General features: G+C 53.0%; 26 protein-coding genes and 1 tRNA gene. 16 read left to right on the top strand and 11 right to left on the bottom strand.

Annotated features, from left to right (window positions below; all coding sequences use genetic code 11):
• Positions 1–144: 144 nt before the first annotated feature.
• The 3 genes from glk to ACOQPU_RS22395 are packed head-to-tail and all read left to right on the top strand — an operon-like array spanning position 145 to position 2,336.
• Positions 145–1,137, top strand: coding sequence for a glucokinase (gene glk / locus ACOQPU_RS22405; protein WP_420642061.1), 993 nt, complete (start codon positions 145–147; stop codon positions 1,135–1,137).
• Positions 1,130–1,888, top strand: a complete 759-nt coding sequence (pgl, locus tag ACOQPU_RS22400) for a 6-phosphogluconolactonase (protein ID WP_420642060.1) — start codon at positions 1,130–1,132, stop codon at positions 1,886–1,888. The genes glk and pgl overlap by 8 nt, the downstream gene beginning before the upstream one ends.
• A gap of 19 nt (positions 1,889–1,907) precedes the next feature.
• The gene (locus ACOQPU_RS22395) at positions 1,908–2,336 is read left to right on the top strand and encodes an OsmC family protein (protein ID WP_420642059.1); all 429 of its coding nucleotides are present in this window, start codon (positions 1,908–1,910) and stop codon (positions 2,334–2,336) included.
• A 132-nt stretch (positions 2,337–2,468) separates the two neighbouring features.
• On the opposite strand, the gene ACOQPU_RS22390 is transcribed toward ACOQPU_RS22395, so the two are convergent.
• Positions 2,469–3,155 (bottom strand): vitamin K epoxide reductase family protein, encoded by a 687-nt coding sequence (locus ACOQPU_RS22390; RefSeq protein ID WP_420642058.1) that lies wholly within the window; start codon positions 3,153–3,155, stop codon positions 2,469–2,471.
• Between the two features lie 9 nt (positions 3,156–3,164).
• Positions 3,165–3,311, bottom strand: coding sequence for a hypothetical protein (locus ACOQPU_RS22385; protein ID WP_420642057.1), 147 nt, complete (start codon positions 3,309–3,311; stop codon positions 3,165–3,167).
• Between the two features lie 97 nt (positions 3,312–3,408).
• Between ACOQPU_RS22385 and ACOQPU_RS22380 the strand changes: the two genes are divergently transcribed.
• The 9 genes from ACOQPU_RS22380 to ACOQPU_RS22340 all read left to right on the top strand — a co-directional run bounded on the left by ACOQPU_RS22380 (position 3,409) and on the right by ACOQPU_RS22340 (position 9,465).
• The gene (locus ACOQPU_RS22380; RefSeq protein WP_420642056.1) at positions 3,409–3,840 is read left to right on the top strand and encodes a hypothetical protein; all 432 of its coding nucleotides are present in this window, start codon (positions 3,409–3,411) and stop codon (positions 3,838–3,840) included.
• Positions 3,841–4,033: 193 nt separating this feature from the next.
• On the top strand, positions 4,034–4,999 hold the full coding sequence (locus ACOQPU_RS22375; protein ID WP_420642055.1) for a glycosyltransferase family 2 protein: 966 nt from the start codon (positions 4,034–4,036) through the stop codon (positions 4,997–4,999).
• A 37-nt stretch (positions 5,000–5,036) separates the two neighbouring features.
• Positions 5,037–5,816: a dolichyl-phosphate beta-glucosyltransferase gene (locus tag ACOQPU_RS22370; protein WP_420642054.1), complete on the top strand. Its 780-nt coding sequence runs from the start codon at positions 5,037–5,039 to the stop codon at positions 5,814–5,816.
• Positions 5,817–5,895: 79 nt separating this feature from the next.
• Positions 5,896–6,519: a ribonuclease HII gene (locus tag ACOQPU_RS22365; protein WP_420642053.1), complete on the top strand. Its 624-nt coding sequence runs from the start codon at positions 5,896–5,898 to the stop codon at positions 6,517–6,519.
• A gap of 212 nt (positions 6,520–6,731) precedes the next feature.
• The gene (locus ACOQPU_RS22360; RefSeq protein ID WP_420642052.1) at positions 6,732–7,994 is read left to right on the top strand and encodes a response regulator; all 1,263 of its coding nucleotides are present in this window, start codon (positions 6,732–6,734) and stop codon (positions 7,992–7,994) included.
• Positions 7,995–8,002: 8 nt separating this feature from the next.
• Positions 8,003–8,155, top strand: a complete 153-nt coding sequence (locus tag ACOQPU_RS22355; RefSeq protein ID WP_420642051.1) for a hypothetical protein — start codon at positions 8,003–8,005, stop codon at positions 8,153–8,155.
• A gap of 218 nt (positions 8,156–8,373) precedes the next feature.
• Entirely contained in the window at positions 8,374–8,616 is a 243-nt protein-coding gene (locus tag ACOQPU_RS22350) for a hypothetical protein (protein ID WP_420642050.1), read from the top strand.
• Positions 8,609–8,869: a type II toxin-antitoxin system RelE family toxin gene (locus ACOQPU_RS22345; protein WP_420642049.1), complete on the top strand. Its 261-nt coding sequence runs from the start codon at positions 8,609–8,611 to the stop codon at positions 8,867–8,869. Before ACOQPU_RS22350 ends, ACOQPU_RS22345 begins: the two co-directional genes overlap by 8 nt.
• A gap of 77 nt (positions 8,870–8,946) precedes the next feature.
• The gene (locus ACOQPU_RS22340) at positions 8,947–9,465 is read left to right on the top strand and encodes a TrmH family RNA methyltransferase (RefSeq protein ID WP_420642048.1); all 519 of its coding nucleotides are present in this window, start codon (positions 8,947–8,949) and stop codon (positions 9,463–9,465) included.
• A gap of 246 nt (positions 9,466–9,711) precedes the next feature.
• Here the strand turns inward: ACOQPU_RS22340 and ACOQPU_RS22335 are convergent, their stop codons facing one another.
• From ACOQPU_RS22335 to ACOQPU_RS22300, 8 genes are all read right to left on the bottom strand, one after another.
• Positions 9,712–10,305: a sulfite oxidase heme-binding subunit YedZ gene (locus tag ACOQPU_RS22335; RefSeq protein ID WP_420642047.1), complete on the bottom strand. Its 594-nt coding sequence runs from the start codon at positions 10,303–10,305 to the stop codon at positions 9,712–9,714.
• 156 nt (positions 10,306–10,461) lie between these two features.
• Entirely contained in the window at positions 10,462–11,136 is a 675-nt protein-coding gene (locus ACOQPU_RS22330) for an HAD family hydrolase (protein WP_420642046.1), read from the bottom strand.
• A 4-nt stretch (positions 11,137–11,140) separates the two neighbouring features.
• Positions 11,141–11,806, bottom strand: coding sequence for a diacylglycerol/polyprenol kinase family protein (locus ACOQPU_RS22325; RefSeq protein WP_420642045.1), 666 nt, complete (start codon positions 11,804–11,806; stop codon positions 11,141–11,143).
• Positions 11,803–12,582 (bottom strand): alpha/beta fold hydrolase, encoded by a 780-nt coding sequence (locus tag ACOQPU_RS22320; protein ID WP_420642044.1) that lies wholly within the window; start codon positions 12,580–12,582, stop codon positions 11,803–11,805. The genes ACOQPU_RS22325 and ACOQPU_RS22320 overlap by 4 nt, the downstream gene beginning before the upstream one ends.
• Positions 12,583–12,609: 27 nt before the next feature.
• Entirely contained in the window at positions 12,610–13,539 is a 930-nt protein-coding gene (locus ACOQPU_RS22315) for a carbohydrate kinase family protein (RefSeq protein ID WP_420642043.1), read from the bottom strand.
• Between the two features lie 54 nt (positions 13,540–13,593).
• Complete coding sequence (locus tag ACOQPU_RS22310; protein WP_420642042.1) at positions 13,594–14,736, bottom strand: hypothetical protein; 1,143 nt, start codon at positions 14,734–14,736, stop codon at positions 13,594–13,596.
• A complete protein-coding gene (locus tag ACOQPU_RS22305; protein ID WP_420642041.1) occupies positions 14,733–16,085 on the bottom strand; it encodes an SPFH domain-containing protein in 1,353 nt (450 codons plus the stop codon). Before ACOQPU_RS22305 ends, ACOQPU_RS22310 begins: the two co-directional genes overlap by 4 nt.
• Positions 16,082–17,386, bottom strand: coding sequence for an SPFH domain-containing protein (locus ACOQPU_RS22300; protein ID WP_420642040.1), 1,305 nt, complete (start codon positions 17,384–17,386; stop codon positions 16,082–16,084). The genes ACOQPU_RS22305 and ACOQPU_RS22300 overlap by 4 nt, the downstream gene beginning before the upstream one ends.
• Positions 17,387–17,584: 198 nt before the next feature.
• On the opposite strand from ACOQPU_RS22300, the gene ACOQPU_RS22295 reads away from it, so the two are divergent.
• Both ACOQPU_RS22295 and ACOQPU_RS22290 read left to right on the top strand, forming a co-directional pair.
• Positions 17,585–17,658: transfer RNA gene (locus tag ACOQPU_RS22295), tRNA-Val, on the top strand.
• A 230-nt stretch (positions 17,659–17,888) separates the two neighbouring features.
• Positions 17,889–18,521 carry a hypothetical protein gene (locus tag ACOQPU_RS22290; protein ID WP_420642039.1) on the top strand — a complete coding sequence of 211 codons (633 nt, stop codon included), beginning with the start codon at positions 17,889–17,891 and terminating at the stop codon, positions 18,519–18,521.
• Positions 18,522–18,622: 101 nt separating this feature from the next.
• Here the strand turns inward: ACOQPU_RS22290 and ACOQPU_RS22285 are convergent, their stop codons facing one another.
• Entirely contained in the window at positions 18,623–20,890 is a 2,268-nt protein-coding gene (locus ACOQPU_RS22285; RefSeq protein WP_420642038.1) for a S9 family peptidase, read from the bottom strand.
• A gap of 128 nt (positions 20,891–21,018) precedes the next feature.
• Between ACOQPU_RS22285 and ACOQPU_RS22280 the strand changes: the two genes are divergently transcribed.
• A complete protein-coding gene (locus ACOQPU_RS22280) occupies positions 21,019–23,199 on the top strand; it encodes a peptidoglycan DD-metalloendopeptidase family protein (protein ID WP_420642037.1) in 2,181 nt (726 codons plus the stop codon).
• A gap of 115 nt (positions 23,200–23,314) precedes the next feature.
• Positions 23,315–24,382, top strand: a complete 1,068-nt coding sequence (locus ACOQPU_RS22275; protein WP_420642036.1) for an alpha-hydroxy acid oxidase — start codon at positions 23,315–23,317, stop codon at positions 24,380–24,382.
• Positions 24,383–24,433 lie beyond the last annotated feature (51 nt).

The raw sequence follows: 24,433 nt of genomic DNA, 5'->3' as shown, positions 1-24,433 counted from the left end.
GAATCATCGACTGCAAAGGCTCTGACAATTTTGAAATTTAAGGAGAAAACAAGATGACAAAACTATCTGGAGATGCAGCCAGCAATGCCAAGGATTACGTCTCGTTCTGGGGCCGCGTCCAGGTAGAATCTTAGAGGTAAAACAATGTTACTAGCAGGCGATATTGGTGGCACCAAAACGGTGTTGGCTCTTTTTTCCACGGCCGATTCTGTGGAATCATTGCATGCTTTACATTTACAGACGTTTCCTAGCGGCCGTTTCGCTTCGTTAGAAGCGATCATCGCCCAATTTTTGCAAGACAAGGCCGTGGAGATAGAAGCGGCCAGCTTTGGCGTGGCCGGCCCCGTGGTGAACGGCCGTTCCCAAATCACCAACCTTCCCTGGATGATTGATGCCGCCAACATTGGCCAAACCTTTGGCATTGAACACGTGGAGCTGCTCAATGATCTGGAATCAATCGCCAACGCCGTGCCGCATCTGCAAGCCGACGATCTGGCAACCATTAATGAAGGCCAGGCCGAGGCAGGTGGTGCCATTGCCGTTATTGCTCCCGGCACCGGGCTAGGCGAAGCGTTCCTCATTTGGGATGGGCAGCGTTACCAAGCCCACCCCTCCGAAGGTGGCCACACCTCTTTTGCGCCCACCAACGCTGATCAGCGGGCGTTACAAGCCTATTTAGAGCAGAAGTTTGATCACGTCAGCTTCGAGCGCGTCTGCTCTGGCAGCGGCATTCCCAATCTGTACGATTTTTGGCAGCAAGACGGCCGTTACCAGGAACCAGATTGGCTGCGGGAGCAAATCAAACAGGCCGATGACCCTACACCCATCATCGTTGAGGCCGGGCTGGCCAAAACGGCTGATATTTGCACGGCAACGGTACAGCTTTTTGTGGACATCTTGGCTGCCGAGGCAAGCAACATGGCTTTGAGTGTGTTGGCCACGGGTGGTGTTTATTTGGGTGGTGGCATTCCGCCCCGCTTGCTCAACTTGCTGCAAACTGAGCGGTTCATGGCTGAGTTCGGGGACAAAGGCCGCTTTACGGGCTTACTGTTGGGGATGCCCGTGCATGTGATTTGCAATCCGCAAGTGGCTCTGTTGGGCGCGGCTTGGGCGGGCATGGATTTGCTGGATGTCTAAGCCGTTCACGAAAGCGTTCACGCTCCACGTCCTAGATGGCCCGGAAGCGTTTAACCAATTTGGCGCACAGTACCTAACGGCCCTCGCGCAGGCAGCGGTGGCACAACACGGCCGTTTCAACTTGGCACTCTCTGGTGGGGGAACCCCGGCAGGCATTTATACACTTTTGGGGGAACGGCCGTATCGCCAACAAATGCCCTGGCAACAAACCCATCTCTACTGGGGTGATGAGCGACTGGTGCCGCCAAACGATCCGGGCAGCAATTTTGGGCAGATTAACGAGCTATTGCTCAAAAAGGTGCCTATTCCCAATGAGAATATTCATAGGGCAAGAGGGGAATGGGTCATGGAAACGGCCGTTGCCGACTACATCAATCAGCTCCAAGCCATAACCACAGGCAGTGCCATACCCATCTTCGATGTTGTTTTGCTAGGGATGGGCAGCGATGGCCACACCGCCTCGCTCTTCCCCAATTCGCCCGTGGCAATGCCGGAATGGGTTGTTGGCGTAATTACGGATTATGACGGCCGTCCGGCCCACCGGATCAGCCTCACCCCCACCGTTATCAACCACGCCCGCCACATCATCTTTTTGGTCAGTGGTGGCAGCAAAGCAGAAACGCTACAAAAAGTGCTTTACGGCCGCAGCCAGCCAGAGCAACTGCCCGCCCAGCGTATCCAGCCTACCCACGGCACGCTCACCTGGTTATTGGATACGGCCGCTGCCCAAAACCTGACAAAATTGAAATAAGTTGCAAGGAGACATCTTCATGACCGTAACCGCCCGCAGCCTCAAAAACCTCCAAGTTGAAATCCAGGCCAGCAACCACACACTCCTGGCTGATGAGCCGCTCCGCGATGGGGGCGACGACCAAGGCCCCAGCCCGTACGACTTACTGCTCAGTTCCCTGGCCGCCTGCAAGGTGATGACCGTCCACCTATACGCCCGCCGCAAAGAGTGGCCCGTAGAAACCGTTACCATCACCCTCAACCATCGCAAACTCTCTGCCGATGAATGCGAAGATTGTGAAACGCAGGGCAAAAAGAAAGTGGACATCATTGAGTGTGACATTAGCTTTGAAGGAGATTTAGACGAAACTCAAATTTCGCGCTTGGCGGAGATTGCCGACCGCTGCCCCGTGCACCGTACCCTCACCAGTGAAACAAAGATACGAACGGCCGTTGTGGAAAATGCATAGGATTTTGGCGATAAATCCCTATTTTCGTTTGGCCAAATAAAGCGTGGCGAGATACGGCCGTTCAATTTCGCCTTTGGTCATAATGACGTTTCCTTATTGAACGAGAAAGATTAAGAAAAGAGGGTCGTTAAGTTACCCGTAAAGAGCTTGCTCCAAGCGCAAACTTTGCACCGTTTCGGCACTCAACCAAAACAAGATGGTCATTAAGATGGCAGAAGTGAGGCACCACGGACAGGTTGCCCCAATGACAAATGGCTCCAAAAAGGTGAAGTAGAGCGAAAACAGAACGCCAAGCAACGTCAGTGCCAACAGCACCCAAGGGATAATTTGCAGCAGCCGAAAAGAGCCAATCAAACTGGCACTCCAGGTAGCCAAAATGGCAAAGTAGCCCAAAGCTCCCCAAATGCCTACTGGCACATTCAATATTTCGCCATACTCGCTTTGCTGGATAATTTGGCAGGCACCGCTGGGGTAGCAAATGGTTGTTTCTGGGATGGACGACAAATATAGCATGATGCCCAAACCAATCATTGACAACAGCGGAATCGCCCACCAGCCAGTGACAGGAATGGTGGCCTGTGTGTGTAGCCGGTAGACGGTGAGAAGGACAACGCATACCATGCTTACCAGGGCAATAATGGCGAGCGTGTTGCCAATGGGGTCCATCGTCAGCCGCTCGTTGAGGGCGGCGTTGCCAGCCCCTGCTTGCCAAACGGCCGCTTCAAACTGCACCCAGCGCCATCCTTGCAAGGCAACCAGCAACACACCCAAGGCAACCCCAATCCAGATGAGTGGTTTGCGCTTCCAGAAATCAATCATGCCCTTATTTTAGCGCAGTTCATCAGCAATCAATCTTACAACGGCCGTTTCTTGAGCAACTATTAAACCACGACCTTCTTCCCAGCGTTTCAAGCCGCGAGAAGAGAATTGCCTGTTCAGGAAACGGCCGTTTTCACCTATAATTGAGAAAATCACAGAGAGTAAAAACCAAAATCGCATGTTACACAAAAGAAACGACTACAATCAATTTCGTCACTTCATACACAAGATGGGCGTCGTTCGCACTGGAATCTTGATAACCACCACTTCCATGCTGGTTTCTGTAGGCATACGATTGATAATTTGGCTTATCAGTGGCAATGACAGCAATTTGCTCACCAATGTGTTCATTGCCGCCATGGTTCCCTTGTTTATAGCCCCTGTCATGTCCTATCTTTTTATCGGGCTTCTGGTACAAATTGATGAGGCTGAGCAAAAAAATGCCAAGCTGGTTATTGAACTGCAACAAGCATTAGCCAAAGCCAAAACATTGCATGGCTTGCTGCCCATTTGTGCAACCTGCAAAAAAATCCGTGACGATGCTGGCTATTGGCATCAAGTTGAAGTGTATATTCGCGATCACGCAGAAGTAGACTTTAGTCACGGGCTTTGTCCCGACTGTGAGCAGGACTTCAAGAACCAGCTCTCTAAACTAAAGGCCGCCAATAAATCAGCACGGGCGTAGACACACAAGCAAGCATCTCGCCCTGTTGCCACAATAAAAAATTGGTTTGCAATACGAATAGGCGAGACAGGTGGGGAGATTCAGGCAGCGAAATTTGGGAGATCGTGGCCGCCTGCCTTGCCCCTACCGGTGTGCATTTTTGATGGAAACGGCCGTTCCCCATAAAATCCCATTTTTTACCTTGGTCTAAACAATGGCAAAAATATCCATCATCATTCCCCACCTGAACGGCCGTCACCATCTGGATGCCTGCTTGAGTTCGCTGCGCCAGCAAACGTTCACCGATTTTGAAGTGCTGCTAGTCGACAACGGCTCTACTGATGGCACCCAGGCGTACGTGCGCGTGCAGTTCCCAGAGGTGACGCTGGTTGAGCTAGGGCAAAATCGGGGGTTTACGGGGGCTTGCAACGCCGGGTGGCAAGCCTCTTCCGGCGAGATTGTCATCCTGCTGAACAACGACACCGAAGTTGAGTCAAACTGGCTACGCGAAGTTTGGGGGGCGTTTGAGCAACATCCGCAGGTGGGCATGGTGGCTAGCAAAATGCTGCTGTTCGACCAGCGGGACACTTTTCACACCGCCGGGGATTTTTATCGGGTGGACGGCATTCCCGGCAACCGTGGCGTTTGGCAAAAAGATGTGGGTCAGTTCGATCAAATCGAGCCAGTTTTTAGTGCCTGCGGCGGCTCATCTGCATATAGGCGGACAATGCTGGAAGAAATTGGCTTTCTGGACGACGATTTCTTCTTTAGCTGCGAAGATGTGGACATGGGCTGGCGGGCGCAGTTAGCGGGTTGGCAGGTGCTGTATGTGCCGACAGCCGTCGTCTACCACAAACTTAAGGCCACGGGCGGGTCGGTCACAGGCAGTTATTACGACGGCCGTAACTTCCTCTACCTCATCTGGAAAAATTACCCCACCACCCTGCTGCGCCGCCATTGGCGCACCGTCCTCAAAGCCCAGCTAAAGATTACCCGCGATGCCCTGCGTGCCTGGCGAGGTGAGGCCGCACGCGCCCGCCTGCGCGGCCAGCTTGCCGGATTGTGGGGCATCTTCAAAATGTGGCCCAAACGCCGCCACGTTCAGGCTCTTCGACGGGTAGATGACGATTCCCTGACGGCCGTACTCACCCCGGTTGACGAGACCCCTGCCGACGGGTAACATTGCTCCCCTGATGACGAAGGAACTGGAAGAGCAAATGAAACCGTATTTATCTGTGATAATCCCAGCCTACAACGAGGAAAAGCGCATCGGTCAGACGCTAACGGCCGTACACACCTATCTCACTGCCCAACCATTTAGCTGGGAACTGCTCATCGTGCTAGATGGCGTCACGGACGGTACCGTCAGCGTCATAGAACAGTTTGCTAATGGCAAGGAACAGATTCGCTGGATTGACCGTAAGCAAAACCGGGGCAAAGGATTCACCGTGCGCCAGGGAATGCTGGCGGCCCGTGGCGACATTCGCCTCTTCACCGATGCCGACAACTCCACCGACATGAGCCATTTTGACCAAATGAAACCTATCTTTGACAAAGGTGCTAACGTCGTGATTTGCTCACGAGATAGGAAGGATGCACAAGGCGCGGTGCAGGCTAAACCGCAGCCCTTCCTCAAGCGCGTACTGGGCAACTCTGGCAACCTGTTTGTACAAATCATGGCTGTGCCCGGCATTTGGGACACGCAATGTGGTTTCAAGGCATTCCGCGCTGCCGCCGCCGAGCAAATCTTCGCAATTTCGCAGATTAACCGCTGGGGTTTCGACATGGAAGCATTGGCCTTGGCCCGCCGCTTCGGCCACAAAATCCACGTCATTCCCGCCAACTGGCACGATGCCGAAGGCACGCATGTGACGCTGGCTGGCTACCTGGGCACTTTTTGGGAAGCTGTGAAAATCCGCTGGAATTTGCTAACCGGCGTCTACTCACGCCAGGAAAAACGACAAGCTACGGGCAAACCCCACCCCACGCCGAAATAACTCAACAGGACTGGCAGTCCTTCTAAAAGTAATTGAAGTTCCAGTTAAAAGAGGACTGCCAGTCCTCCGACGCAAACTCATGGCTAATTTAGGGCTGGAAACGGCCGTTTCCCAACAACACCAGTTCAGCTACATCGCAGGCATCGACGAGGCGGGGCGTGGCGCACTGGCTGGCCCGGTGGTGGCTGCGGCCGTTATTTTGCCGTTGGATGGGCAGATTGAAACCGTTCTTAGCGGCGTGAATGACTCCAAGCAGCTTTCCGCCAAAAAACGAGAAGTTCTCTTCGGCCTTATTTGCCAACACGCCCTCGCTTTCGGCATCGGCCAGCAGCCTGCCTCGATAATAGATGAGATAGGCATTTTGCCTGCCAACCGTTTGGCAATGGCAACGGCCGTTTCCCAACTCACCCCTGCACCCCAATTTTTGCTGATTGACGGCCGTATCCGCCTGCCGCAGCTCAACATTCCCCAAAAATCAATCGTGCGCGGCGATAGCAAAAGCCTCAGCATTGCCGCTGCCTCCATCCTGGCTAAAGTTACCCGCGACCGGATCATGGTGTCATTAGACGCCCAATTCCCCCTCTATGGCTTTGCCCAACACAAAGGGTATGGCACCGAACAGCACCGCGACGCCATCACCCAACATGGCCCCTGCACGCAGCACCGCCACTCTTTTGCCCCAATTCGCCAAACCCTCATTTAAACCACGTAGCTCTCTGGTCATAGGACAAAAGCGATTGCCGACTAAGGCAACATGGTACTGTCTGGTGACTGCGATGATCCCCCTTCCATTTTATAATATTTTTATGAAGGGTTTGTAGCAAACCACAGAAACTATTTTGAAAAACGAAGCGCGATTTCTTTTTGGTTTTTACAATCCCAACCAGTCCATCTTTGGCTAAAAAGAGGAATCCAATGGTTAGAGTTCTTGTAATTGACGATGACCGATTGATTAGACGAGTCGTAAAAAAAGCACTCTCCGATCTCAATTATGAAGTCGTTGAAACGGAAGATGGCTTAGAAGCGCTCAAGCGCATCAAATCTATTCGGCCAGATGCCGTCATCGTAGACAAAATGATGCCTGGCATTGACGGTTTTGAAGTAACCCGGCGACTGCGCCGCGAGCCAGAGCTGGCCCATATTCCAATTCTGGTACTCACTGGCGAATCTGATCTGCAAGAAAAGCTGGCGGCGTTTGAAGCTGGCGCAGATGATTACGTTTGCAAACCATTTGCCGCTGCTGAGCTAGCTGCCAGGCTAACCGTGCTGCTACGACGCGCCAAGGCGTTGGAGGCGGCTCAGGCGCAAACGTTATCCCAATCTGATCAGGGTCGGATGATTGCTGTACACAGCCTGCGCGGCGGTATTGGCACCTCTTCTTTGGCAAGCAATTTGGCAGTGGGGCTGCGCAGCCTGTGGCAAAACGCCACGCTGCTTATGGACATGGTGCCAAACGCAGGCCAGCAGGCAATGATGCTGAATATGCCGGTCAAACGCACCTGGGCAGATTTGAACATGATCCCACCTGAGGAGCTAGACGTGAACACGCTGTCCGCCATTACCCGCCAGCATGACAGTGGCTTGCATCTGATTGCCTCCCCCAAACTGCCGTCTGATGCCGAAGGTGTGACTGCTTCCCATTTTGATATTGCCCTTAAATTCTTGAAAAATCGATACGATTATATTGTCGCCGATCTGCCCCACAATTTTTCCTCACTAACCCTTGAAGTGCTGGAAGCAGCCGACTATATTTTGCTCGTTACAGCACCGGAAATTGCTTCGGTACGGGCAGCCTCTATTGCGCTGGAAACATATAAACAACTCAACTATCCGGAAGAAAAGATCAAGGTCGTGCTGAATTGGACGTTCGAGCGAGACGGATTGGCCCATGATGCCATTGAATCCGCACTTCATGCACCCATCCAACTGGTGATACCTTACGGGGGCCGACGCTTTCTGCGAGCTATTAACCAGGGTGTGCCCCTGCTGCATGAAATACCAGAAGACCCTATTGCGGAACTGCTGGAAGATTTTTGTTTCCGTCTCAGTAAAGAAACGCACCAAAGTATTGCCCCAGCTGCCCCTAGCGCGGCCTGGCATCGCCTGAATGAGCGTTTGCAGCTATTCGCCGCTACCCAGCGGAAACAGCGGTCTCGTTTCTCGCTGGTTCGAGGATGATGAAAATCATGTTGAATCATTTTGCATTATTTAATGAAGAAGGTCAGGGTTTGGCGGAATATGGCTTGCTGCTTACGGCCGTTTCCAACTCAACCACCTTCCCGCAGGCGTCAATCGGCTGGTGGTCGTTCGTAATAACGTCGGCCAGGAATTTTACGTGACCCTCAATGAAGGCCAGGTAACCCGCGTCGACTACCTCAGCTTTACCGCCCCCCTGGAAGATATCGAATAAATTCTGTTGTTTTCGAGCGGATTATGATACCCAGCGGCCGTTTAGCCTCTGGGTCTTTTTTCACGCTTCAGACTAGACTAAAGGAAATTGCGTTTTTCTTACGATACCGTTTATAATTCCATCATACGGTGTAACAAGGGCAAGATCATGAATGTGTTAAATGAAAAAAAATCTCTCTTAAATGATGCAAACGAACGCCTGCAGCGCCTCTCTGTGGGTCGTCTTCGCGTGGCTAATGATTTTTTGGCTTACTTGGAAGAACGTGAGGAAAAGGAAGCCACTGAAGAATTGCTAAATATTGAAGGCTTCCGTGAAGCGTTTGCTGAAGCAGTGACACAAACTAACGCAGGGGAAACAGTTCCTTTCAGTTCGATCCGCCGCGATGTATGAAATTCGACTAAGCAAGCAGGCGCAGCGATTTTATGAGAAGGCTGATAAACTTTTGGTACGCAAGCTCAATCGCTGCTTCAATCAACTAGCCCAAAATCCCCACGAACACCCCAACATCAAGCGATTAAGAGGAGAATTATTAGGCTACTTTCGCTATCGCTTGGGCGATTGGCGGGTTGTTTATGAAGTTGAGGAGTCACAAGTGATTGTCATTGTGACCATGATTGCCCACCGTCGCCATGTGTATCGTTAACTAGCAAATTTATCCTTTGCAAAACCAAACCAATACCAATAAATCAGACCTGAGCTTCTCTCATGGACAGCAAGTTTATGAAACCATTGATTGGCACTGAATTGAAGCGATTTTTGCGCGACTATCGGCGGGAGAATCAGCCGGATTTTGATATTGTGGGATTGCTACAAAGCATTGAGTATCCCGCCAACGTTGGCTCAATCTTTCGCGTGGCAGACGGGGCCAACTTGTCGGAGCTGGTGCTTACTGGCATTACGCCCACGCCACCACATCCCACCATTGACAAAGTTGGCCGATTCAAAAGTTTGCGCATTCCCTGGCGGTATGAGAAGGAACCAGTTACGGCCGTTCATCAGCTAAAAGAAGCGGGGTACACGGTTGTGGCGGTAGAACTGTCGGATACGGCCGTTCCCTACCACACCTTTACCTATCCCCAAAAAACATGCCTGGTGGTGGGGCATGAAGATCATGGCGTGACCAAAGCGACGTTGAATGTGTGTGATGCGGCCGTATTCTTGCCCATGTATGGCAAAGGACTTTCACTCAACGTGCATGTGGCCTTTAGCATCGTTCTCTACCACATTTTGCATCAGTAAACTTACACAGGTAACCGGCACTTTTGAAGTGCCTCTCACCTCTCACAGTAGCTTAGTTGGCGGTAGCTGCGCCTTGCGGCTTTGACTTTGCCCGCAAATGTTTGCATTCCAATGGAAGCCGGGACAGGGTGTGCCCAACTGTAACAAGGTCGAAACGCTACAGGGATGTGCTGCAAGTCATGACGGGGTCATGTTCGAGTCATGTTTAGTAATGGAGAGGACCGTTGCCAGGGGTTTGTGGGTGCTTTAATTTTGGACTGACGGCCGTTGCCGGAAGCTAGCTCTTATTTTTTGCCACAGCAACCATACCTGCCGCAGGCGCGAGATCAGCAACACAAGCAGCAGAGTGCCGTAAATAATGAGTTCCGGCAGCACGTCGGGATCACGCATTGAAACTCGTTTGCTGCCAAAAGTAGCTAGCATGGCGTGCAACCCCACCAATAAGCCAGCCAAATAGACCAAGCGGTGCAGCCGCTTCCAATTCCGCTTCAGACGACGCATCGAGCTTTTATTTGAGGTCACAGCCATAGCCAGGAGGATCGCAAAAGCGAAGATGCCCAGAACAATATATAGCTGAACAGGCCAGGCAAACCGGGTTAGTTGATATTCAATTAGATAATAGAGCAGGTGAACGGCCGTAAAGCCAAAAGCCCATAAGCCCGCCGGTTTACGTAGCCGGGTAGCTCCACGCCAGCCAAAATAGCTATTGAGTGGCGTCATCGCCAAAGAAATAAGAAGAAAACGAATCCCCCATTTACCGCTTGCCAGCAGCGGATCAAATGTATCGGTGTCGTTAAAATCAAGGCTCCCCTGTGTGATAATCACAACCAAAATAGCCAAAGCCACCACATTTAGCAACAGCCACCATCTGTTCTTTTCTACCCACGCCGTCTCACAAGCTCCTTAACGAAATATTCCTGCCACTCTTTACGTCTCTACGAGATCAATACACCGCACCCCAAAAATGGTTCCCTTTTACGTTTTTTGTTTTGTTGGTTACTGTAGGAGATCAGCGAAATCGGCCGTGCTGCCGAGGATAATCTGGGCCCCGGCCCGCCGCAGCTCTGGCTCTTTACCGAAGCCGCACAAAACTCCCACGCGCCATGCGCCCGCCCGCCGCGCCGAGTGCATATCTACCGAAGTGTCCCCCACCATCACGCAGGCTGATTCGGGCAAATCGAATCGCCGTGCAGCTTCCTGAATGGGAGATGGATGCGGCTTGAGGCGGCGCGTATCTTGCGAGCCACAAGTCACTTCAAAGCGGGGTGCCAAATCGGGGATTTGGGCTAGGAAGCCTTCAATTTGGTGGCGGCTGCGCGTGGTGACAATGCCCAGTCGGTAATTGCCGGGGATGGCGTGCAGCATCTCTAACACGCCTGGGATGATATGGAAATTGGCGATAAACGGCTCTTTGCGACGCGCCTGCCGCCAGGTGGTGAACCATTTCAGCGGCTCATCCAGATGCAGCCTGTCTGCCAAAGTGATGAGGGCATTGGCAGGAGATTCGATTTTCATGACAAGCCAGCGAGCCAACACATTGCCACGCTCGCCAAGGAACGGCCGTAACCACCGCGCCACCTTCTCCACCGCTTCATCATCGGTATCAATAAGCGTCCCGTCCATATCAAAGAGGATGGCTTGAATCTCTTGAAAGGGAATTGGCTGGGTCATCAGGTTAGAAGGGCCACAGTTGTAGGATGAGGATGGCAACGGCCGTAATTGTCAAATTGTCTAGCCCCCAAATAGAAACAGCCTCTACCAACGTCGTTGTCAATGTGATCACCAAAGCTGGCAGCAACGCTGCTGCTGGCGAGATGTCTGGCGAGCCACTCATCCCCCACAATGCCAGCCAGGTAAACAGCAGGCAGCCCACAAAAAAGCCCATCGACCCCTCTACAGAGCGGGTGCTGGTGTGAACGACATACAGGCGACGGCCGTATGCCTTGCCAATTACCGGAGCCATCCCGTCCCCCCACGTGAGCGGCATGAGTGCGGCCACCATCAGCGGGGGCGTTTCCCAAAAAATGATGGCTACAATCGCGGCGGCAAAGGGAAAGTAAACGGTACCCAGATTAGAACGGTCGCTGCTGGCCATCGCCGCAAAAAAGCCGTACCGCCAATCCAGAAGATTGATCACCATGAAGGCGGCGCAGGCGACCACAAAAAACCAGGGATTATCGAACAAGAAGTGCAAAGCCCAGCTCATCATGCCCACGCCAATGTGGATCACTTTGCGCGTAAAGCCGCTAGAATATCCGCGCCAGCGGCGCAGCCCTTCGGCCCCACCAATAATGCCAAAAACGTACACAAAACAGATGATGAGTCCGAGCCAATTGTTCATGATTTGACAAATTCTAGCATGATGGGAAACACGCGGTCGATTTCTTCAAATTCCTGAATGTGGGTAAGCCCCGGCACGATCTCAATTTGCACACTCGACTGTACGGCCGTTTCCCGATATTTCTTTATGCTTGCCACTGTCGATTCATTTCCTGAACCGCTCAACCACAAGGCGGGGCACAATAAATCTTGGGGCTCATTTATCTCCCAATCCAGCATTGCCGTCAGCCAAGCCAATGTGACAGGAACATCCATCACCTGCCATATCTCTCGATCTTCTTCTGAAAGCATTGTCAGATTCGGCACTCCACCTTTATTGGCTTGTAAAATCGGTTCCCAATGTGCGCGAAACTCATTAATGAATTGGCGAAATTCGCCAGAAGCTGCTTGTCCGAAAGGAATACCTATCACAATAATCTTTTCTACTCGGTTAGAATTTGCAGCCAAATATCGACCAATATTGCCGCCGTAAGAAAACCCCCAAAGCGCAAACGTTTCTATCTCGCAAGCATCTGCCACAGCCAGAACGTCTTTGCACATTTTGTCGATGGTGTATGCTTCCTTTGCCGTCGGCTTGTCACTCTCGCCGTGGCCGCGAATGTCCATTGCGATCAGTTTGAATTCATTTTGCAGTCGCGATACATATCCAGCTTCGTGCCAACTCTTTCGCGTTTGTCCGCCACCACCCCCATGCAGCAACATGATGGCTGGCCCTTCGCCAGCGACATCATAAACAATATTTGTGCCATCAACTGTAACAGTGGAAGTAAAAATCATAGGGGGTGAGAGCTTCAATTTTTTAGATTAGACAATAAGATGATCATACAACATGTCCAGGCTGAGGTCAGGCACGACGGTTTCTGCCGTTTGCAGGGTTAGGCTAGCGGCAGCAGCACCCAGGCGAATGGCTTCAATGGCTGGCAGATCGTTGAGCATGCCAAACATGATGGCGGCCGTAACGGCATCGCCCGTGCCGGATGAATCGACCATCTTGCTGAAGTTGGCAGGAATGTAGCCAGTTTCACTGGTGGTGGCATAATCGAGGCCAAAGTTTGCCAGGGTAACCACCACGTTGGCAACGCCTTTGCCTACCAGACAGCGTGCCAAATCCAAACTTGCCTCGGGGTCGGGGCCATCATAGCCAACTTCACACAGTTCGGCCGCCTCGCCCTCATTGGGCACAACAAGATAGAGCTTGCTGAGAAACGGCCGTAACTTGTACGCCAGTCGCCCCGATGAGGGATCGGCACAGAGTGGCTTTTCGTACTTCTCACACAGCCGCACGACGGTAGCCATTGCCTCAGGCGTCAAACTGCCGTCCATCATGACCATATCCGCCTCTTTAAACAGACTGCGGTGCCGATCCAGGTAACCAGGGGTGATATGGCGCAGCACACGCACGTCGTCCAGCGCCACCGAGAGGGAACCATCTTCCTCCAATACCGCAATGTATGCTCCGGTGTTTTCACCGTCGATGATTTGCACCAGCTCGATATCTACGCCAGAAATGGCTGTCTGGCTTATCAGTCGATGCCCCATCATGTCATTACCCACTGCCGACAGCAAGCGCACGTTTGCCCCCAGCCGCGCCAGATTTTCAGCGACGTTGCGAGCCGTGCCGCCGCGCGTCACCCGAATTTGGGCTGGATTCGACGTTTCTGGTGCTAAACCAGCGTCTGGCTTCCCTCTTGAATCGAGCAATATTGCCCCCACAACCAATATTTGTTCTGTCATATCACATATCCAGGAGACTTTTGAAGTTTTTGAAACTTCAAAAGTCTGATGCAATTACGAAAGTATTTGCTCTATCATGGGTCGCCAAAAGCCAACCACCACACCCAAAATTTCGTTGCGATTGATGTCTATTTGAGCCATCTCAGAGGAAAAAGTCACCGTTCCTGTTTCTTCATCTATCCAAAAACGCCCGGTAGGGGAATCATCTAACGTTGCCAGGTAGATACGTTGACGCCCACGTGGCTCTAACGGCCGTACCCGGATTGTACCTTCAATCCGTCTATCCTTCACAACTAAAATCGGCTGTTCGGTATCCTGCACATCATTATCTAACGTCGGGTGCATATCCACCAGCAGCCAGTCGCCAGAGTTAATTTCTGGCATAAACTCAGAGGTTGGGCGCACCTCAACCACATACCATTCGTACCGCTCGGTCGTTTGGCGATGGCCAGGAATGGGCAGAACAGGCATGTGTGGGCCAATGTTGACAATGGGCGGTCTCGTCGCGGCTCCTGGGTTCACATCTGCATCGGCTTGGGTTTCCGCTTCGGGGTCTGGTTCCGACGGTGGGGCTGCATCAGCATCTTCGTCATCATGTGGGGGAACATCTTCTTCATCTCGGGCGGATTTGTCTGTTTTCGGCCGTTCATCCATCAGGTTGCGCAGCGCAGCTTGCAGTTCTGCCACATACCCGGTTACTTTTGTCTGGAATTGCGTGTCTTGCGGCATCGCTTTAGCAAAACGTGCCCGCTCCAGCCACGTTTCTACGCGCCCCACGCTCACCAAGGCCGCTTCATAATGATCAGAAAGCATCAAGGCCACCGCCCGCGCCAAATGCGTCAGGCTAACGCCAGCGGGCTGGCTGACAAACGACCATTGCTGTCGAGCCAGCTCAAATTGCTGCACGGCACCATGAAACGCTGCTTCGTGCAAATAAATAAGGCCGATGTGATATTCGCACAGGCCAATCTGCACGTGGTCGCCAATGGCGCGATTAATACGCTGGTAGCGGTCAATGTCCTCGGTGGCCAATGCGCCTAGCCGAGTAAAGGGGTAGCGATTGCGGTAATCGCGCACGGTGAATACATCGGGGCTGGGGTCGGGATGTAGCCATTCCAGCAGCTCAGTCAATCGGTTGACGGCCGTACGAATCTGCGCGTTGTTATCGTAACTCTGCTGGATTGGTTCCTCGTTCATACGATTGGCTTCCCAGGCAGGCGAGGATTGTAGTTGCCATCACTCAGTTGACGCCGCATATTGTCTAGCTGAGCCATGAGCGCATTGGGCAGTGGCGTTAAAGATTCTGAGCGGCGGGCCATTTGCTCCAACGCTTCAACCAAGCGCAAGGCAACCAGCTCTTCCATATGCGCCGTGGCACCTTCCCGCTTGGCCCGCTGAATCCCTTCCTGAATTGCCTGAATCATCATGATTTCTGCTTCGGCTTTAGCCACTTCCATCTTTTCTTCAGCCGTGGCCCGACCTTCAGTCACGTTCAGCAACATTTGGGATTCCCAATGGGATTTCCAATAATCAATGTACTGTGCCGTCACGCCGTCCGGCAGATCGATGCGATGGATGCCCACTGCCTGTAAATCAATGCCCATGCCGTCCAGCTTTAGCCGCAGCTGGCGCAGAAGTTCGTTGCGCAAGGTGCGGTATGGTTCTTCACCGGGCGTGGCTGGGGTCATGATTTCATCCAGCCGGAACCCGGCCAAAATGGCAGTGAGGGTGCCTTTGGCCATGTTGAGGGGGGTGTCTTCCCAGGTGGTGACGATGCCTTTGTCGTCCACCACTGTTTGCACATAGGCGGCGGTGCGCACGGCCGTTTCGTCGTACGGATATGGGTTTTCGCGGGTGGTGGGTTCACTGCCCAGCTTAATGCGATATACAATGCTCAGCCCAACGCGCAGCTCCAGGCCATCGCGGGAATAAGCGGCAAATTCATCTAGCATGCGCTGCTGCGGCTGTAAATTGATCACGGCATGAATGTATTCGTACCGCTCTAGCTTGTGTATGCCTGCGGCCAGAATACGATGGAAACGGCCGTTAAATTCTGTCACCATCACATGCCCAGTAGGCACTTTCACCTGCCCCGGCCCACCCACGCGCAGCAGCACAGAATCATTGCGCTCGTTAGCAAGCATGGCGGGCGTAATTTCAGGCGGCTTGACAGTGCCGAAACCGGCATTCAGCAAGCGGTTCAAAAAGCGGCTGGCACCGGCTCGATCGGGCAAATCGTACAATATTTTTACCAGCATAATGGCAGCATCACGGGCAAAAAAGTAGCCCACGGCCACGGCCACAACGTGGCGCAGCACTTTCCAGTGAAAGAACCCCAAAATCTGCGGCACATAGGGCAAGGTTGCCAATGCTCCTAACGATTGGTTATTGAGCCACTCAATGACCTTAACGACTTCGACCCGCTCAATGTACCAGGCATACCCCCAAAACATGAGCAGCATGAAGCCCAAAAAGTATGGATACCAGGTGTTTACCAGGGGACGGCGATTCAAACGGGAAAACGGCCGCTGCGATTGCACACTCATTCGCCATCCCCCAACTGGTCATTCTCGCCACTGCTCAAACTTGGTGGGTCTACCTTCAAGCGGCGCACCTTGGGTGGCGACACCCATGACTGCATCTGTCGCGAGGCATCCCCAACCAGTCCTGCAATAATCTGCTGCGGCACCAACGCCTGCACCGACCCCCCAGACACGGCACCTTCCAAGGCCTCAATCATCCGCAGCATAATAATCTGCGATAAATCGGCATCCTCTTCCCGACGCATCGTCTCGATACTGTGCGTGATATTTTCAATAATCTCGATTTGGGCACGTGCCCGTGCCTGCTGCATCCGACGCACCACTTCGGCATTGCCCGTGGCGTTTTCGGCCTGAATTTTGCGCAGCCATTCCGCTTGCCACGTTAAAAATTGCTGGTCGCGCACGCCATCCGGCAACGTTAGCCCCCCGATGCCTACCGAAAGCACCTCAATCCCCTTGGGCAAAAAACGTCGCTGCAAATTGCGGGTGATCGTCTGCTTAATCGCTTCTAGTGGGGCAACCCCATCCACGGCGTGGAGCAGTTCATCCAAACTGAACTTGGGAATTTCATTAGTTAGAATGGCCGCCGCGGGAGGTGTAAGCTGCGCTGTCCAAGGGCGGTGCCGTCCCTGCTCATCCACCGTTTCATCGTAGCTCACCTGGAAAATCGCTTCACGGTCGAAGGGATAGAGCAAATCGTCATCATCCCCACCATCGGCTCGTTTTACTTGGAACAAGACCCAGACGCTGGTTTCCACAGGGATGCCATCCCGCGTTTTGGCTTTCACGGGCTGGCTGCGCCGCTGCGGCCGTAAATCAATGACGCGCCAAATTTGTTCTCCTCGGTACAGCACCACAAACCCAGGCCCAGCCGGGCGCACGTAGCTGCTGCCCTTGGTAATGGCCAGCACCTGGTAGCCACGAATAAAGCCCGCGTTCAGGCTCTTTAGGCTAGATGGCAATTTATCCACCTCAGTCCGAGCTTTCGATTTTTTCTTCTTACTTTTGTCATCCCCGCTAAAATCCAGACGGTCTTCGCCCACCTTCACGTACGCTTGCAGCAGCAGCAAAAAGCCAGCAATCCAACCGTCTTCGCCACGCAGCGGCGAAACAAATTGTGCATAATAAATGAGGAGCAAAACAAAGGTAAGCCCGATAAAAAGCAGCCAGCTAAATGCCCCAAACCAAGAGTGTCTAGTTCCTTGTGTATCGCTGAGGAAGGCAGCAATGGGTAACAGCACCAGCAAGGCCAGCAACAGTCCAATCATCCCCCATTCTTTGCGTTCATTTGGTTTGGGTGCCATTGTGGGGCAACTATACCATAGGGCCAATTCAAGCGGCAACAAACATTATGGTAACTTTTGCGTTTGGCAGTGAGAGATGGAATTTCTCACTTGCCCGATATGGATTCCGGCCAGTCAAGAAACGGCGTCTCTAACCAGATTGGCAAGTTATGTAAACTTTGACGCGCCTACAAAGGTAGGTATAATTCCGATCCGTCCGGGCGGTTAGCTCAGCTGGTTAGAGCGCTACGTTGACATCGTAGAGGTCGTTGGTTCGAGTCCAATACCGCCCACTTTTTTGGCCTTTTGCGCGTAGCAAAGGGCCTTTTTTGCACCTTTTCTGCTATACTAAAATTCTAAAAAAATATATAAAACATATAATTTGATGAAGTCAGAAATACCAAGAAGGAAACAATAGTTTTTGTCTTCGACATATTTGGTGTTTCCATTGATTAAAAAACGCTTGTGGGTTGGATTTATCGGTGCTAAATAGAGGAATTCTGTTTAGGTAGAAACTATTAGAATGAATCAGAAAAAGCTGCGCCAGCTATTAACGAAACACTTTTCAAGGGAGGACTTAAAAAACCTTTGCTTTGACTTGGAAATTGATTCAGATAATTTTCCTAATGAAAAGGATAATTTTATTAGGGAATTAATTTTATATTGCAAACGGAACAATCTCTACGACCAGCTCGTAAACGAATGTGAACAAAAAATCCGTAACAAGGGTAAAATTATAAAACAGTCGAATCAAAATGATGGTTCGACCAAGACAAAACCTGAAGTTCCCTCTACTCCACAATCAAGTTCTGAAGACGAACCTAACATTGGGCCTTGCTTTAGATGTAAGGGAACAAGAACCTTTTTAGGAAGTGAATGTCCAGTTTGCAAAGGACTAGGCTTTCTAATGTATCCACGCAAATCATTAAATATCGAAACTTGCTTAAAATGTCTTGGGACTGGTGATTTTCAAGGAAAAATTTGCCCTAGGTGTAACGGTATCGGATCTGGTGATAAAACTACTTTCCTAAGCAATACTATTAAAAATGCCCCTCCTCCTAAGACGTGCAGCCAATGCAATGGAACGGGCAAACTTTTTAGAGGTATTTGCTTTAATTGTCGAGGAACAGGCAATGAACCATTAGTGAAAGTCTGAGCAAGATTACTGTTCCTTACTTAAAAAGAGTGCAGAATTGGTTGCCGATTTTTAGGACATTTGCGTGGCAAATAGCCTACTTTATTAAGACCGCCCCATCCTTACCTGTTTTTCAAGTTATCAATCAAGTAACGAGTTAGCAACCCATACAAATGGCGCGTTGTATTCTCCCCCTCTTTAATGCCGTGGGCACGGTTGGGGTAGGCCATCATGTCGAATGGTTTGTTGTGTTCAATGAGCTTGTTAATCACCGCTTCGGCAGATTGGTAATGTACGTTGTCGTCGGCGGTGCCGTGGATGATAAGCAGCTTACCCTGGAGCTGGTGGGCAAAATTGATGGGAGAGCCATCATGGAAGCCCGCTTCGTTGTCATCGGGCAGGCCCATGTATCGCTCCTGGTAAATGGTGTCGTAAAAGCGTTGGTCGCTAACGGCCGCTATCGCGATGCCCGTTTTGTAAATGTCGCCATGCTTGAACATGAGGTTGAGTGTCATCGAGCCGCCGCCGCTCCAGCCCCACACGCCTAGGCGTTCAGGATCAATATAATTGTAAGTAGCGATGATTTTTTTAGCCGCTGCCGCCTGATCGGCCGTGGCTAAGATGCCAATTTGGCGATAAACGCTTTTGCGCCAGGCGCGCCCGCGCGGGGCAGGCGTGCCGCGATTGTCCAGGCTCATGATGATGAAACCTTGTTGGGCCAGCATCATATGCCACAACATCGCTTTGCCACCCCAGTTATCCATCACGGTTTGCCCGGCGGGTTCGCCATAGACGTAAAAAAGCAGCGGGTATTTTTGAGTGGGATCAAAGCCGGGCGGTTTTAAGCACCAGCCGTCTAAAACGGTGCCACCATCCAAAGTGACCTGGAAGAAATCGAAGACGGGTTGGTTCACGGCCGTTACCATCTCCTCTAACTTCTCATTCCCCTCTAGCACCCGCAGCTGCTTGTGATCCGGCAAAGAAATAAGGGAAACAACAGGTGGCTTGTTGAAGGCGGAGTAGGTGTGAAAGACATATTTCCCATTGGGCGAAATATCGTAGCTGTGGCAGCCGGGCATATTTGCTGGGGTGATTTGCTGAGCTGGTTTTTCGCCAGTAAGGTCTGTACTGAACAAATATCGCTGGGTAGGGTTGTCTGGGGAGGCGATGAAGTAGACACGGCCGTCCGCCTCCACCACCTTCTCCACCGACACCACATCAAAGCCAACGGCCGTCAGCGGCACCGCCTGCCAACCATCCCGACTAATGCGAAATAGCTGCCGCCTGCCGTTGCGGTCACTTACCCAGGTAAAGGATTGGCCGTCGTCTAACCAATGCAGGTCATCGGTGCGAACGTCAATCCAGGCGTCGTCTGTTTCGGTGTGAACGGCCGTTACCGACCCATCCGCCACGTTCCCCAACCAAACCACATTTTTGTTTTGCAGCCGATTTAGTTGCTGAATCACCACCTGATCGTTGCTCGCCGCCCATTCCATTTTGGGTACGTAATGCTGACGCGGGTCGCCCGGTAAATCAAACCAGGTCGTCGCCCCACCTGTTGCCGCCACCACCCCCACCCGGCAAGCGGAATTGATTGTGCCAACTTTGGGATAGGGCAAGGGGATGAGCTTGGGGTACAGGCTGTCGGTGTTGTTGATCATGTAGAACGTTTCAATGCCGTCGGTGTTGAACTGCCAGTAGGCGATGGTACGGCCGTCTTCGCTCCACTTGAACCCATCCCGCAAATGAAACTCTTCCTCGTACACCCAATCAGACGTGCCATTGATGATATGGTCGCTGCCGTCCTGAGTAAGCTGGAGAATGTCGCCGCTGGCAATGTTTTCAACATAGAGATTTTGCGCACTCACGTAGGCTACCGATTGGCTATCTGGCGAAAATTTAGCAAACATGAGGCTGGCTTCGGGCAAACCTTTACCAAGCTGGCGCAATTTGCCGTCAGCCAAATCCAGCACCCAATAATCGCCGCGCGTGTTTTGCCGCCAGACGCGCTGACTGTTGGTGTAAATGAGCAGCCGCTGACTGTCGGGCGACCAGTCGTAATTTTGCAGGATGAGTGGATTGTCGGCGTTAGGGGGGGTGAGCATTTCGGCCGTCACCAGCACTGTCCGAGTGCCAGATACAATATCGTAGCGCACCAGCTCTTTCACTTTGCTGTCTTCGTCAGCCGACTGGTTTTCGACGGCCTCCAGCGTGGTGTAGCCGCTGTCATCGTCCAGCCAGCGGGCGGGGCCAAACGTCTTGGCTTTGAAATCATCGGAACTAAAAATTCGGTCGAGGGAAAGTTGCGTTTTGTCTGCCATCGGCAGATTATAAGCAGTTCGCAGGGTAGGGGCGAGGCGGTGGCGAGACCAGTTTGTTTTTTGCAGCAAACATCAACGCCACCGCCTCGCCCTGGTTACTAATTTGATTTCTATGATTTGGGGATACGGCCGTTTCTGCTATCATATTCCTCGTATTCCTCAACTTGTATACCAACTGAATTATTTTGGAGAAGCCCATGCCCGTTACCCAGCCTTCCCGCATTCAGCACACCATCCACTTGCTGCCGCAAAACACCTCCTCGGCCGAACTGGACCAGGTGGTCGCCTTGCTGCACCCTACCCGCTCCGCCTTCACCTACAGTGCCGACGCTGCCCAAGCCGTGGCGCACGCGGGCAATAACAACAGCGTCGTTGTGTGCTGGGCCGGAGAACGGTGGGGGGCGGATGGGGCGATTTTTAACTGGCTGCACCGGCGGGGCATTGGCACCGAGGCGCGCAATTTTGACGGCAGCAGCGTGGCGGGGCACGTGAGCCAGCCCGGTCCGCGCACCCTACCCCTTCGCATTCAGCACACCATTCACCTGCTGCCCCAAGACACCACTTTGCCAGAACTGAAGCAGGTCACGGCCGAATTGCATCCCACCCGCTCTGCCTTCACCTACAGCGCAGACGTGGCCCACGCGCTCATGTTTGCCGGGGACGACAGCAGCAAAGTGGTGGTTTGGTCTGGCGAGCGGTGGAGCGGCGATATTTTTGCCTGGCTGCGCCAGCGGGGCATTCGCTTTGAGTCGCAGCGGTTTGTGACGCCAGAAGCGATCAGCGGCGGCAGCTTCATCTTTACTCATTGGCCAACTGAACACAAAACCATCGGCCAAAAGTTTCTGCAAAATCCACAAAATTACGACCCTCCCCTCATTGGCCATGATGGTGTTGATATTGTGGCTCCATTTGGCTCCAAAATTTTTGCCGTCGCCGACGGAACGGTGATTAAGGTGCGCGATGTGAGCGAGGGGCATAATTATGGTACGGCCGTTTACCTACGCCACACCGACGGCTACCGCACCACCTATGCCCATCTGAAAAGCACAGACCTCAAGGCGGGCAATTTTGTGCACGGCGGGCAGCTCATCGGCATCGCCGACAGCACCGGCAACGTCTGGCCCAAACCCACTGCCACTGAGCCACATCTGGGTAGCCACCTGCATCTCAGCCTCTACCTGGACGGTGCCTCCCAGCGCAAAGAAACGCCCCAGCCCCACGACCTGATCGACCCAGAACCGTTCCTCATTCATTTGCAGGATGGCTGGCCATCGCCCACCGGCGAATTGGTTTCTGGCTGGGCCTTTGCCAGCAGTATCCAAAAGAAGGGGATGGTGGCTCGCGTGCAAACCAACTTCATCAATTTGCGGGCCGCGCCCGGTTCCTTCCAGGAAAAATTGGGACGCGTCAATCACGGCACCGTCATGCGGCTGTTGGGCAACCGCAACCAGGATTATTACCCGGTGGCCGTGCCTAAAGAGGCGATCAAGCGGGTGGACACGGCCGTTTCCTTCGGTATGCACAATTTGGATGGGGCCGACTGGATGAAACGCAACGGCATGCAGGGCTGGTCGCTACACGCCATCGGGCTAGGCACCAACCCGGCTCCGCAGGACATGACGCAATATGAACGAGCGGGCATCAAAATGCTCATCCGGCTCAACTACGGCTTCCACCCGCAAGGCAACCAGCCCGCGCCCGATTCGCCCGATTTTCAACGGTATCTAGACGCCTGCGTAGAGACCATGCGGCGCAGCAAAGGCGTCTGGGGCTTCATCTTTGGCAACGAGACTAACAATCCCCAAGAGTTCCCCGGCGGCGTCAACGGCCAGAAAATCACGCCAGAGGTGTACGCCCGCGCCTACAACGACGTCTGGCAGCGCAAGCCGGCCGGGGTGCGCCTGGGCGTGCAGGCCATCGATCCCTACTTTGGCCCCGGCAGCGACAGCCGCGACTATTGGCAGCGCGTCCTCAACAACCTGACAGGCACCGATTTCATCACCGTGCATCCCAAAACGCAAGACAGCAATCCCAACAACGTAGACAGCGACGCCAAATTCAGTAACGATCCGCTCCGCTGGCAATATTTGCATCTAAAATCGTACCAGCCGCTATTGGCCGTTGTGCCAGAGCGGTTCTGGACGCTGCCCGTCATTGCTACGGAGGTGAACCCACAGCGGCACAACGACGGCCGCACGCTAGGCTGGCAAGAAAATAAAGGGGCAGAATGGGTGCGCCGCGCCGCCGCCCACTTCCGCGCCTACAACGAGACCGCGCTCATGCCCATCAATGGCGTCATCTACTACCGCTTCACCGCCGACGAGTGGGAACTGCACAACAAGCCTTCCATTTTGAGTGCGATCAAGAACCTTAAATAGCAATTATTTGACGCAAAGGCGCGAAGGGGCAAAAGGATTTAAGGGAAAAGAAAATCTTTGCGCCTTCACAATCTTTGCGTTCTTTGCGTCAAAATAACCCCCAAAGTGAAACCAAATGAGTCTACTTAACATTTACGACTACGAACAAGCGGCCGCAGAAAAAATGGCGGCTCCGTATTATGCTTATTTTGCCGGCGGCGTGGCGGACAATTTGACGCTGCATGAGAATCGGGCGGCGTTTGATCGCATCAAGCTACTGCCACGCATCTTTCGGGATGTGAGCCAGATTTCATTAGAAACTGTGATTGGGGGTGAGAAACGGCCGTCTCCCTTCCTCATTGCCCCGGCTGCCATGCACAAGCTGGGCCATCCTGACGGCGAATTGGCGACCGCCCGCGCCGCTGCTGCGTTTGGGATGCCGCAAATTCTTAGCACCTTATCCTCGGTGAGCGTGGACGAAGTAACGGCCGTTGGCCACCCCGTCTGGTTTCAGCTTTACATCTTTCGGGATCGTGCCTGGAGCAAAGAGATTGTGCAGCGTTCCGAAGCCGCAGGCTGCACCGCGCTAGTTGTCACGGTGGATGTGCCGGTGCAGGGGCTACGTGAGAACCTCAAGCGGATCAACTTCAGCATTCCAGCCGACCTGCCCCTGCCCAACCTCGCCCGTCCTGGCGTCAGCCGCGACAACAGTACCTTGCTGCATCTGGTGGAAGAAAATTTCGATCCCGGCCTCACCTGGGGCGACATCACCTGGCTGCGCTCGTTTACCAAGTTGCCCATTTGGGTGAAGGGCATTTTGCGTGCCGACGATGCTCAACGCGCCGCAGACGCGGGCGTAGCCGGGGTAATTGTGTCTAATCATGGTGGACGGCAGTTGGATACGGCCGTTACTCCCATCGAAGCTCTGCCAGCCATTGCCCAAGCCGTCGGCCACCAAACTGAACTCATCCTCGACGGCGGCATCCGGCGCGGCACGGACGCACTAAAAGCACTAGCCCTGGGTGCCAATGGCGTCGCCCTGGGCCGCGCTCCCCTCTGGGGATTGGCCGTCGGCGGCGAAGCAGGTGTGCAGCACATCCTGCAAATCCTCCACGATGAACTACGCAACGTGATGGCCCAATGCGGCTGCACCACCATTGCCGAACTCACGCCCGATCTTATTTACACGCCGCCACAATTATAAAAATGTAGCCGCAGATTCTTCACTCGTTAGAATTTCGTGGCGTAGATACAG

The organism is Candidatus Leptofilum sp., assembly GCF_965223285.1.
Lineage (GTDB): Bacteria > Chloroflexota > Anaerolineae > Promineifilales > Promineifilaceae > Leptofilum.
This window is presented reverse-complemented; position numbering and strand designations above follow the sequence as displayed.